The organism is Longitalea luteola, assembly GCF_017356035.1.
GTDB classification, from domain to species: Bacteria; Bacteroidota; Bacteroidia; order Chitinophagales; family Chitinophagaceae; genus Niastella; species Niastella luteola.
The window spans coordinates 136,370-149,291 of the sequence record NZ_JAFIQX010000009.1 but is presented as its reverse complement, the minus strand read 5'-3'; the positions used below and the strand labels follow the sequence as shown (position 1 = coordinate 149,291).

Annotated in this window: 6 protein-coding genes; all 6 read left to right on the top strand. The window is 48.3% G+C overall.

Annotated features, from left to right (window positions below; all coding sequences use genetic code 11):
* Positions 1-20 precede the first annotated feature (20 nt).
* The 6 genes from JUB15_RS20420 to JUB15_RS20395 all read left to right on the top strand — a co-directional run bounded on the left by JUB15_RS20420 (position 21) and on the right by JUB15_RS20395 (position 12,890).
* A complete protein-coding gene (locus JUB15_RS20420; RefSeq protein WP_207514503.1) occupies positions 21-3,716 on the top strand; it encodes a SusC/RagA family TonB-linked outer membrane protein in 3,696 nt (1,231 codons plus the stop codon).
* Positions 3,717-3,752: 36 nt separating this feature from the next.
* A complete protein-coding gene (locus JUB15_RS20415) occupies positions 3,753-5,336 on the top strand; it encodes a SusD/RagB family nutrient-binding outer membrane lipoprotein (RefSeq protein ID WP_207514502.1) in 1,584 nt (527 codons plus the stop codon).
* Positions 5,337-5,536: 200 nt separating this feature from the next.
* Positions 5,537-7,027, top strand: coding sequence for an alpha-L-fucosidase (locus JUB15_RS20410; RefSeq protein ID WP_207514501.1), 1,491 nt, complete (start codon positions 5,537-5,539; stop codon positions 7,025-7,027).
* A 261-nt stretch (positions 7,028-7,288) separates the two neighbouring features.
* Complete coding sequence (locus JUB15_RS20405; RefSeq protein WP_207514500.1) at positions 7,289-8,752, top strand: alpha-L-fucosidase; 1,464 nt, start codon at positions 7,289-7,291, stop codon at positions 8,750-8,752.
* A gap of 32 nt (positions 8,753-8,784) precedes the next feature.
* Positions 8,785-10,695 (top strand): beta-galactosidase, encoded by a 1,911-nt coding sequence (locus JUB15_RS20400; RefSeq protein ID WP_207514499.1) that lies wholly within the window; start codon positions 8,785-8,787, stop codon positions 10,693-10,695.
* A gap of 32 nt (positions 10,696-10,727) precedes the next feature.
* On the top strand, positions 10,728-12,890 hold the full coding sequence (locus JUB15_RS20395) for a glycoside hydrolase family 3 N-terminal domain-containing protein (protein WP_207514498.1): 2,163 nt from the start codon (positions 10,728-10,730) through the stop codon (positions 12,888-12,890).
* Positions 12,891-12,922 lie beyond the last annotated feature (32 nt).

Below are 12,922 nucleotides of genomic sequence, written 5' to 3'. Positions count from 1 at the left end.
TTATGTTTTAAAATCTGCGTATGAGGAAAAAAGGCTCGGAGAGATTTCTCCGGGGAGGTTTTTTCACGGTTGCCTTAATGATTGTTTGCTATGTTGATGGGCAGCCACCCCGGCAATCTTTACATGCAGGCGTTTCAACCCCGGCAAAGGATACTACTATTGCCCGCCAGCCTCTATTTGCCATCCTCAAACAATTGAATGAATCAAAAGGCATCTTCTTTTTATTCTCCAACAAAGCTTATGGTGATGTGCCCGTACGACCGGTGGTCAATAAGAACCGGCCTGTAGAGCAGATCCTCGATGACATGCTGCAATTCACCGGCCTGCATTACAAAAAGATAAATGATAAAACTTTCGTCATCATTGCTGCCGCCGGGCTTCCCAAACCGGTAGATGTTGCCGGCCCATCAGCTACAAAAAATACAGGAACCGAAAGAAAGCGCTCACTGGTTAAAGGGCGGGTCACCAGCACCGATGGAAAGCCTTTGGCCAATGTTAGTGTTTGGGTAAAGGGCACCAGCCGCGGCACCACTACCAATGCCGATGGTGAGTTTGACCTCGAGGGCACAAAAGGGGAAGTGTTGGAACTTAGCAGCGTTGGCTATGAGAAAAAAGAAATACACCTGCATAATTCCGGCGCCATCATTCACCTGAATGCGCAACTGGCCGTGGTAGACAATCTGATGAATGAAGTGGTGGTAACTGCGCTGGGTGTAAATAAAGATTCACGTTCACTGGGCTATTCGTTAAGCACCGTGAATGCAGAAGACCTCACTTCCTCAGGTAATACCAATTTCGCATCTGCATTATATGGCCGTTCGCCCGGGGTGTTGATCAATACAGCGCCGGGCGGCGCTACCAGCGCCGTTCAGGTGCAGATACGCGGGGTGAACTCACTCAACTTCAACGCCCAGCCATTGTATGTAGTAGATGGTATCATCATTCGCAATGCCAATGAAAAAGGCATTGCAGGCCTCAATAATGGCGGCTATTGGGTAGACCCGCGCATTCGTGGCAATGGCATTCTCGATATTAACCCGGCCGATATTGACAACCTTTCCATATTAAAAGGCGCCAGCGCAACCGCCCTGTATGGGTCGGAAGCCGCAGCCGGAGTGGTAGTGATCACTACCAAAAAAGGAACGCCTAAAAAACGACTGGGTATTTCTGTCAATTATACCAATACCATAGAGAAAGCAGCTTTTTTACCAAAATACCAGCAGCTGTATGGCCCCGGCGCCGACAGAGCCACCAATCTGTCGGAAGGCGCTACCGAGGAAGGCTGGATCCCGGTTGATACAGATGGCAATGGAATAAACGACGATCTGCGGCCAAACTTTGCCGCCTATGCGCAGTTCGGCCCAAAATTCGATAACCGCAATGTGCCCTGGTGGGATGGACAAATGCGCCCTTATACCGCACATGACAAAAATTACCGGCAACTATACCGGACCGGTTTTAATTCCATTTTCAATACGTCGGTAGCCAACCAGACCGATAAGCTGGCTTACCGTTTATCTTTTACGCGAAACGATTATAAAGGCATACAGCAGGGCGGCGATCTGCAGCGAAATACGGTTCACTTCAACAGCAACATAAAGGTCACCGATAAATTTCATGTGGATGTAATTGCCAATTATTTCAACAGCAAAGTACATAACAGGCCTTACCAGTTGACGAGGATCATTGCCGCCTACGCCGGTTTTTTCAGCCGGGCAGAAGATATGGGTGTTGTGTTTGACAGGTACAAAACCAGTAAAGGTTACAAATGGGTGCCTTTTAACCAGGCCCAACGGGATCCGGCCGAAGCACTGCGTTATAATGTGAAGAATGAAATGCTTGATTTTTTATGGATGCAGCTGCGGAACAGCGAAGATGAATACCAGGACCGTTTCCTGAACAGCGTGACCCTGCATTATGAATTGAACAAACACCTGAAGTTCAGGGCCAGGCTGGGCACTGATTTTACCAGTTTGAAAACCGAGACCCGGCAGTATAATGAATATCCCACCGCTTTCAATGCTGCAAATAGCAGTACGGGTCAGTATAAGATAGCCAATGGCAGGTATGCTATCTTATATGGCGATGGATTGGTTACCTGGTCAGATAAGTTGAACAACAACTGGAGCCTTTCCATAACAGGCGGGTTTCAATCGCGTAAAGAAACGTATAACGATCAGTCATCAGAAACAACCGATGGCCTGCTGGAAGAGAACTGGTTCAGTTTAGAGAATTCTTTTCGCCCGGTGACGACAATAACCGACAGAAGCGCCATCCTGAAATATGCTTTCCTGGGCTTTTTTAACCTCGCTTATAAGAATTACCTGTTTTTTGAAGGCACCGCCCGCCAGGAATATTCTTCTACATTGCCCCCGGGTAAAAACAACTATTTCTATCCATCGCTGAACACTGGTTTTATATTCACCGAATTGATCGACCTGCCCGCGTGGATGTCGTTCGGCAAGCTGCGTGCCTCAGCAGGTATTGTTGGCAATGCACCTCCGGCCTACACGTCGCCTGTAACCTATACTCAAAGAACACTTTCAACCAATACGGGTCCCGTAGCCGCATTGAATTCGCAAATGAATGCCGGCAATAATGATATTCGTCCGGAAAACAAATATGAGCTGGAAGTAGGTATAGAGACGATGTGGTTGAGGGGCAGGCTGGGCTTCGATCTTACCTGGTATAATAGCCGCACGGCAGATCAGATCGTGCAATTGAGCATTCCCGCCAGTTCCGGCGCCATTACCAAACTGGTAAATGCCGGGGAGTTGCGCAGCAATGGCCTGGAAATGCGGTTACATGCCATTCCGGTAGCCATCAATAAATTAAAATGGATGAGCCAGTTGAATGCATCGCTGTCGCGATCGAAAGTGAGCAGACTATCATCCGGGGTGAACAATATTGTATTTTATGAAGCCGAGCAAAACGCCATCAGGATAGTGGCGGAAGAAAATGAAACGGTGGGCAACATATATGTGTATCCACGATTGAAGGACGATGCCGGTAATTATGTGATAGGTTCAAACGGCTTATACCTGATCGACAATAACCGCTATGAAAAAGTGGGTAATGTAATGCCCCGGGTAACCGGCGGTTTTTTCAACTCCATTAACTGGAAAAATCTTTCATTCGATTGTGCCATCGATTACCGCATCGGGGGTAAGATGGTTTCGCCGCCGCTGAAGTACAACACCGGCGCCGGCATGTATAAAAGCACGCTGCAGTACCGGGATGCCGAACATGGCGGCTTGCCTTATTATATCAACCAGGCAGGTGAAAAGATATTATTACCCGATCATCAGGCCCCAGCGCCCAATGGCAGCAAAGTATACCATGATGGCGTGATATTGCCTGGTGTTACCGTTGCCGGAAAAGAGAATACCCAGCTCGTTGATGCAGCCTATTATTATATGAACACATTTATCTGGGGTGCTTCGGCGGTAAATGAAAGTGCAGTGATAGATAACAGTTATATAAAACTGCGGGAAGTGGTACTGGGTTATACCTTGCCTTTGAAATTAACCGGCAAGTTGCATTTTAACACTATCCGTTTTTCGCTCATCGGCAGGAACCTGTTGTATTTCTATCGCACACTGAAGAACATCGATCCTGAAGCAACCATTGGTTCCAACTGGATCAGGCAAAGTGTGGATGAAGGTTCCATGGCGGCAACGCGGAGTTTTGGATTTTCTGTAAACCTCGATTTTTGACGAATTATGGCCAGAAGGGTTCTATATATAATTACATTGTTACTGTTACTGATGGTAACAGCAGGCAGCTGCCGCAAAAAGCTGGCAGACCTGTATTATGACCCTGACCAAACGATACAGCCATCGATGGAAAAGTTCTTTACTGAAATGTTGCACAATGACCGGGTGCGCCCCTCTTACTGGAACATCAGGACTTTCGTCGTGCTGCATACCGGTATTTACACGCAATCGGTAGGTTATTTAAACACCACTACGGTTTACCAGCAAAACGCCGGTTACACGCAGGACAGATGGAATGATTTTTACCGGCCGGGTAACGCCACAGAAGGCGGCAACGGCGGTATATTGGCTCATTACCGGTTAATAGAATCATTGTATGAATCCATTCAGGATGAGCAGCGGAAAAAAGAATCTGCCCTGTTCTATATGGCGGCCAGAGTAGTGATGTTGGATCAGGCTTCGCAAATGGTTGATCTGTGGGGTGATATTCCCTTTAGCCAGGCAGGCAGTGTAAACAATTCAGGCAGGCTCGTGGAGGCGAAGTTCGACAATGCAGCAACAGTGTACGACGTTATTCTTGAGGGACTCAAAAATGCAGCGCTGTATTTTTCCGATGCCCAGGTATCATCCACGGCCCATGCCGCATTCAGCAAGCAGGATATCCTGTTGAACGGTCAGTTTGACAAATGGCAGCGGTATGCCAATTCCATCCGCCTTCGTTTGCTCATGCGATTGTCTTTTGTAAATGAAGAAAAGGCCAGGAATGAAGTGCTTACCATACTCAACAATCCGACTATATTTCCGCTGATCGATGGCGCTCTGAACTATATGCCGGTACAGACCGACGTACTATTACAGCCGCTTACCACTTATGCCGATGACCTGCACCTCGCGCTCTCGGAAGTGTTCAATTATTCGGCGCCCGATTACATGTTGAATACGGTAATGAAACCCAGTAATGACCCGCGTATTCCGGTCCTGTTCGATAAATATGGCCGAACAGAGGGCGATCAGTTCATTCCCAATGCCGATTATAATGGTTTACCGGTAAGTTTTAATGCCGAGCAACAACAGGTGAACCTGGGCCGCTACGCCATTCTCGATTCCGCTACCTTCCTGTTCAACAGCAAATTACCCGGCATCGTGATCACGGCGCCGGAAGTGAATTTTTTAAAGGCGGAAGCCTGGGAAAGATGGGGTGGGGGCGATGCCGCAGCTGCTTATGAAAAGGCCATCCGCCAGTCAGTTACCTTTTATTACTATTTAAACAGCCTGAACAGCGTCACCCGCACGCCTTTACCGTTGCCGGTTCCTGGTGTCATAGATGATTTTTTACAAACAGATCACATAAAATATACGGGCACTGCCAATGAGAAACTGGCGAAGATCTGGCTGCAGAAATGGCTGCATCTCGGTTTTTTGCAATCGGTGGAGAGTTGGGCCGAATGCCGCAGGACAAAGTACCCGGTTTTACAATTTTATCCATCTACTTTACCCGGGTACGAATTGCCGCCTTCCAGGCTGGTGTACCCCTCGAGTGAAATCTCATATAATACAAACTATGCATCCGTAAAAGATAAAGATGTGAGAACAGGTAAGCTATTTTGGGACGTTAAATAAGTTTTAATGTCCAGGACTTTTTAAAATCCGGCATGTATCGTTGAAATTTCTTGGTCAGTACTTAGTTTTGGCCTCCCGTTTTTTAATTCAGTATCCGGTATCAGCACTTTTCATTTTTTGTATAGCCATCTTAACAAGTAACGCTGTCATCTTCCGGTGGGGAAGCAGATTATTCATTTAAAAAAAACAGCATCCAGCTTATGATCATTAGCAGTACTTCCCGTTTGCATGCTGTAAAGCATTGGGTATTGCATGGCACAGTTTGTTTTGCCCTTGCCACTTTATTGAACACCACGACCGTTTTGGCACAGGAGCAGGGTGTTCATCCGCAATCATCGAAATACGAATGGCCTACAGATCCGGCAGTAAAGGAAAAGCTGGAGACCTGGCGCGATCAGAAATTTGGAATGATCATCCACTGGGGCCTGTATGCAGTTCCCGGCATGATCGAGTCCTGGGCATTGTGTTCAGAAGATTGGGTTAGCCGCGACACTACCAGCGATTATGGCGATTTCAAAAAATGGTATTGGGGCCTCAGCAAAGATTTCAACCCCGTTCAATTCAACCCTGACCAATGGGCGCAGGCGGCGAAAGATGCCGGCATGCGTTACCTCGTATTTACCACCAAACACCACGATGGCTTTTGTATGTTCGATACAAAAGAAACTGATTTCAAGATCACGGCCGGTCCATTCGCCAACAATCCAAAAGCCAATGTGGCCAAATATGTGTTTGATGCTTTTCGCAGGCAGGGGTTTATGATCGGTGCGTATTTTTCAAAGCCTGACTGGCATTGCCCCTATTACTGGTGGCCTATGTATGCAACGCCCGATCGCAATAATAATTACGACATCCGCAAACATCCCTGGCGTTGGAATAAATTCAAGGAGTATACGTATAACCAGATCCGTGAGCTGATGCACGACTACGGGTCAATGGACATCCTGTGGCTCGATGGAGGCTGGGTGCGTCCGCTGGAGACCGTGACAGAAGAAGTGAAGGCATGGGGCGCAGCCATACCTGCGTGGAGCCAGGACATTGATATGCCTGCTATTGCTACCATGGCCCGCAAAGCGCAACCCGGTCTGCTGATCGTGGACAGGACTGTGCATGGTCCTTATGAGAATTACCAAACGCCTGAACAACGCGTGCCGGATAAACAGCTCGAGCATCCGTGGGAAAGCTGCATTACCCTCGGTGATAACTGGGGCTATGTGCCTGGCGACAAATTAAAATCTGCCGGCAAGGTCATTCATCAATTGATTGAAGTAGTAGCCAAAGGGGGCAGTCTTTTATTAGGTGTTGGTCCGAAACCTGATGGCACGCTGGATGCGCCTGCAGTACAGCGGCTGACCGAGATCGGCAACTGGCTGAAAGCAAATGGTGCTGCCATTTATAACACCCGGCCTATTCAGGGCTATCAAAGTGGTAAAGTGTATTTCACCCAATCGAAGAATACCAGGTCAGTGTATGCATTGGCGCTGTTGGATGAGAACAGTACAGTGCCGGCAACCATTGAATGGGATATTAATATTCCTGCCAAAGGTTCAAAATTGAAGTTATTGACGACTGGCGCTAATGTGAAGTATGTAGTCAGCGGCGAGAAGGTAAAAGTGACAATACCGTCAAACGTACAAAAATTAAAAGGTACGCCGGCGCTGACATTTGAGTTTGTGGTAGCAGGGGATTAACGCAAAACGCTGAACCTGCCTGCCGGCAGGCAGGCGCTGAACGCAAAACACAAAACGCTGCTAGACGCGGAATGCAGTAATCAGAGCGAAAAGAACAGCCCGCGTAGGAGACGGCATTCTTAATATGCGGAAACCAGCATTTAGCATTAAGCCTTGAGCCTTGAGCCTTGAGCTTTGAGCTTTGAGCCTTGAGCCTTCAGCCTTGAGCCTTCAGCCTGATTATAGAAGTTTAATTAATCGAATTATACAATCATAGCGAGTATGAAATTCAGAACAGGAGTTATTATAACAGCAGCAGCGGCACTGGTATCCATAGCTTTCTTACCACCCCATGTTCGCCCGGTTGATCCGCCGGCGGCTGTTGGTCCGGTGCCTACGCCGGCGCAGCTGGCCTGGCACAGGATGGAAACGAATGCATTTGTACACTTTACGATCAATACGTTTACTGACCGGGAATGGGGCATGGGTAACGAGAGTCCGAAATTGTTCAACCCGAAAGGAACTGATGCCATGCAATGGGCGCGGGTATTGAAAGAAACCGGGTTCAAGCAAATGATCCTTACCTGCAAACACCACGATGGATTTTGTTTATGGCCAACCAAATACACTGAACATTCCATTAAGAACAGTCCGTATAAAAACGGCAAAGGCGACATTGTAAAAGAAGCGGCCGATGCCTGCCGGAAATACGGCTTGAAGTTCGGCGTGTACCTTTCGCCCTGGGATCGCAACCGCGCCGACTATGGTACCCCCGAATATATTACGTATTACAGGAACCAGTTAAAAGAACTGTTCACCAATTACGGCCCCATCACTGAAATGTGGTTCGATGGCGCGAATGGAGGTGACGGCTATTATGGCGGCGCCAATGAAAAGCGCAGGATCGACGGAAGGACCTATTACGACTGGCCAACGACTTTGGACCTTGTACGCCAGATGCAACCCAACGTTATTTTCTTCAGTGATGCCGGCCCCGGCGTACGTTGGGTGGGTAATGAACGCGGTGTAGCAGGAGAAACCAACTGGAACACCATCACACCCGATACATTGTATGCCGGCAAAGCCGGTATTGAAGAATTGTTGAATACCGGATCGGAAGACGGTACCCATTGGATCCCGGCAGAAGTGGATGTATCTATCAGGCCGGGCTGGTTCTATCACAAAAAAGAAGATTCACTGGTTAAAACCCCTGAGCAGCTGTTTGATATTTATCTTACTTCTGTTGGCCGCGGTTCGGTATTATTGCTGAACATACCGCCCGATCAGCGCGGCCTTTTCCATGAAAAGGATATCAAATCATTATATGGTTTCCGGAACATCCTTAACCGCGAGCTGGGTAAGAATAAAGCGCAGGGCGCTGCTGCAACTGCCAGCAACTACCGTGGAAAAGAGGCGGCCTATGCGGCTGGCAATGCGGTGGACAATGATCCGGAATCCTACTGGGCAACAGACGATGAAGTAACCATGGCTTCACTGGAAATAAACACCGGCAAACTGCAAACGATCAAATATGTTATGTTGCAGGAATACATCAAACTGGGCCAACGGGTAAAATCATTTACCATAGAAGTTTGGAATAACGATGCCTGGCAACAGGTGGCCGCCGGCACTACCATCGGATACAAACGCATTTTGAAGCTGGCGCCGGTAAAAGCCGGTAAAGTACGCATCAATATCACGGCTTCAAAAGCCTGTCCGGTAATTTCCAATGTAGCTATTTATTAATACGAATTATAAAAACAATAGAAGGACATAGTATGAGATATTTCCGGCGTCGGTATGTGGTTAACATAGAGAAGCAACTGCTAACTGGCTTACTGTGTTTGTTGTTAGCAGCCAATACTACCGCGCAAAAAAATGCCACTGCGCAAAAGATACATACGTTTGAAGTTAAGAACGGCCAGTTCCTGTACGATAACCAGCCGGTGCAGATCCATTCGGGTGAAATGCATTATGCCCGTATTCCGGCGCCTTACTGGCGGCATCGGCTGAAGATGATGAAGGCAATGGGCCTGAATACAGTAGCCACTTATGTGTTCTGGAATTTTCACAATCCGGCCCCCGGGGTTTGGGATTTCAGCACCGGGAACCACAACATCAGTGAATTTTTGCGGATTGCCAAGGAAGAAGGATTGTTTGTGATCCTGCGTCCTGGTCCTTATGCATGTGCCGAATGGGAGTTCGGCGGATACCCCTGGTGGTTATTGAAGGATACGAACCTGGTGATCAGGGCATACAATAAACCGTTTTTGGATTCCTGCAAAGTATACATCAACCAACTGGCAGCACAGGTAAAGAATTACCTGGTGAGCAGGGGCGGACCCATCATTATGGTACAGGTGGAAAATGAATTCGGTTCCTATGTGTCGCAACGAAAAGATATTCCGCTGGCAGAGCACCGGAAATATAATGAAGCCATACACCAGCAGTTGATCAGTGCCGGGCTTACCGGTCCGTTTTTTACATCTGATGGTAGCTGGCTGTTTGAAGGCGGCTCAATACCCGGCGTGCTGCCCACTGCCAATGGGGAAGACAATGTTGAGAACCTGAAAAAAGTAGTGAACAAATATCATAATAATGAAGGCCCTTATATGGTGGCGGAATTTTATCCCGGCTGGCTGCACCACTGGGCCGAGCCTTTCCCCAATATTCCGGTGCAGCAAGTTACCGGGCAACTGGAAAAATACCTGAAGAACGGGGTTCATTTCAATTTTTACATGGTGCATGGCGGCACCAATTTTGGTTTTAGTTCCGGCGCCAATTACAACAACGATCATGATATACAACCTGATCTTACCAGTTATGATTATGATGCACCCATCACAGAAGCAGGCTGGGCATCGCCGAAATACCTGGCCGTTCGTGAGCTGATGAAGCAGTACGTAAAATATCCGGTACCGGAAATTCCCGCCAAAATTCCGGTGATCACGCTGCCGGCCATTCAACTCAATAAATCGATGGACCTGTTCGACTGGAAAAAAACCGTTGAACCGGTAACAGCAGATACGCCGTTAACTTTTGAAGCCCTGAACCAGGGACATGGCTATGTTTTGTACAGCAAACGGTTCACGCAGCCTATTCAAGGTACGCTGCAGCTGAAAGGGCTGCGGGACTTTGCCGTTGTTTATGTAGATGGGAAGAAAGTGGCTGTACTGAACCGCATTGATAAACAATATACGGCTAACGTGGATATTCCTTTCAACGGCACGCTGGATATTTTGGTAGAGAATATGGGCCGCATTAATTACGGAAGTGAGATCGTGCATAACAATAAAGGCATTATTTCACCGGTGCTGATCAATGATATGGAGATCACCGGTGGCTGGAATATGTACAAACTGCCATTTACGCAAAAACCGGTGTTGGATGCCGGAAAACAAAAGGACGGGAGGGCAGCGCTGTACAGTGGTACGTTTACGGTAACCACGCCCGGCGATATGTTCCTCGATATGCAAAAATGGGGTAAGGGAATTGTGTTTGTTAACGGTATTAACCTCGGCCGCTACTGGCAGGTAGGACCCCAGCAAACCTTATACTTACCAGGCTGCTGGCTTAAAAAAGGCATTAATGAGATCGTGGTGTTTGAACAGTTGAACGATCATATCATTCCGGTGATAGCTACAACTTCAAAGCCTGTTTTAACCGAGTTGAAGCTCGATACTAAATAAGCAAAGGCATAACTAACAATTTTAACTACATCATGAATAAAAATATTCTGCTTTCATTAAGTTGCTGCATTGCAATGACGGTACAGGCTCAAAACAGTACGGCATTGTTTCGCAACGCCGCACAACCCATGGATGCCCGGGTGAACGATCTGTTGCATCAGCTGACGCTTCCTGAAAAAGTTTCATTGCTGGGATATCGCAGTCAGGAAGTACAACGGCTGGGCATACCTGCTTATAACTGGTGGAATGAAGCGCTGCACGGTGTTGCCCGGGCAGGAGTGGCAACCGTGTTCCCGCAGGCCATTGGTATGGCAGCAACTTTTAACGATGACCTGTTATACCAGGCGGCCACGGTTATTTCTACGGAAGCCCGCGCCAAATACAATCTGTCAACCGGCAAGGGCAACCGTTTACAATATATGGGACTTACTTTCTGGTCGCCCAACATCAATATCTTCCGCGATCCGCGATGGGGCAGGGGACAGGAGACCTATGGAGAGGATCCGTTTTTAACGGCGCGTATGGGAAGGGCATTTGTGAAAGGGCTGCAGGGCAATGACAGCCGTTATTTGAAAACCTCGGCCTGTGCCAAACATTTTGCCGTGCACAGCGGCCCCGAAAAAGGCAGGCATACCTTCAATGCCGTGGTCGACGAAAAGGATCTGCGGGAAACCTATCTCTATGCTTTTAAAGCATTGGTAGATGCCGGGGTGGAATCAGTGATGTGTGGCTACAATCGAGTGAATGATCAGCCTTGTTGCACCGGTAATATTTTATTGCAGGACATCCTGCGTAAGGAATGGAAGTTCAAAGGACATGTGGTAACAGATTGCGGTGCGCTCGATGACATTTTTCTGCGGCATAAGGTAATGCCTTCAGGTGTTGAAGTAGCTGCCGCCGCCATCAAAGCAGGCGTGAACCTCGATTGCTCCAACATTTTACAACGGGATGTGATGAAAGCCATCGAACAAAAACTGCTCACCGAAAAAGAAGTGGACAGTGCGCTGGCTGGTATTTTACGCACCCAGTTCAAACTGGGTTTTTTTGATGCGGCTACTGCAAATCCTTATGCCGGTTATGGCGCTGACAGCGTTGCCAATGCGGCGCATGCGGCCCTGGCGCGTACGATGGCCCAACAAAGTATGGTGCTGTTAAAGAACGACAACCAGTTACTGCCCATCAGTAAAGAAAAATATCCGCAGATCATGGTGCTGGGCACCAACTCCGCTTCAATGGACGCATTGCTGGGCAACTACCACGGCGTCAGCAACCGGGCGGTAAGTTTCCTGGAGGGCATCACCAATGCGGTGGATGCGGGCACGCGCGTCGAATATGATCTCGGAAGCGACTACACCGATACCACTCGCTTTGGCGGCATCTGGGCTGCTGGCAATGCCGATATAACCGTAGCCGTGATCGGTTTAACCCCGGTATATGAAGGCGAGGAAGGCGACGCATTCCTTGCAGCACAGGGTGGCGACAAACCCGACATGAGTTTGCCGGCGGCGCATATCGCGTTCATGAAGGCGTTGCGTAAATCGAATAAGAAACCCATCATTGCCGTTGTGACCGCAGGCAGCGCGGTTGACATTTCGGCCATGGAACCCTATGCAGACGCCATCATACTGGCCTGGTATCCGGGTGAACAGGGTGGCAATGCACTGGCAGATATCCTGTTTGGCCGCGTATCACCCGCTGGCCGCTTACCGGTAACTTTTTACCAGTCTTTTGCCGATGTGCCGGCATACGACAATTACGCCATGAAGGGCAGAACCTACCGTTACTTCAATGGCAAGGTGCAATATCCGTTCGGGTATGGGTTGAGCTATACTTCCTTTGCGTATGAATGGCAAAAGATGCCGGCCAATATCCGCACGGTGAAAGACAGCGTTACCTTTTCTATAAAAGTAAAGAATACCGGTAGCAGGGATGGCGATGAAGTAGTGCAGGTATATGTTGAATATCCACCGGTTGACCGCATGCCGTTGAAAGAACTGAAAGCTTACAAACGGGTACATGTAAAAGCAGGTGGTGAGGAAATGGTACAATTGAGCATACCCGCTGCAGAGCTGCAAAAATGGGATCTGGCCAGCCGTAGCTGGAAATTGTATCCGGGCAACTATACGATATTCGCTGGTAGCAATTCGGCTGACAAGAAAATTGTTGCCAGTGTAAAAGCGGGCGGCAAGAAGTAAATTATTTTATGAACTGGCAGTGGCAGGTGTGC